The following is a 233-nucleotide window of genomic DNA, read 5'->3' on the forward strand; positions in this document are numbered from 1 at the left end:
AATTCAAATGTTAAGGATAATGGTAGGAGTGAACGAACAGATAATACACAAGCTAAAACAGTTGAATCTAAAAGTGGATCAACTACTACAGATACTAATAGTACAGATAATTCAACATCTACTACAGATAACACAAACAGCAATAAGACTATTTCTTCTGACGATTCAACCGACGCCAAAACTGGTTCTAGTACAACCAACGGAACTGAAAGTAACACAACTAAAAGCAACAG

1 pseudogene is annotated in these 233 nt (G+C 34.8%); it reads left to right on the forward strand.

Annotated features, from left to right (window positions below):
• A pseudogene (locus A3761_RS28340) lies at window positions 1–233 on the forward strand (hypothetical protein); the annotation flags it as partial.

The organism is Oleiphilus sp. HI0123 (assembly GCF_001635315.1).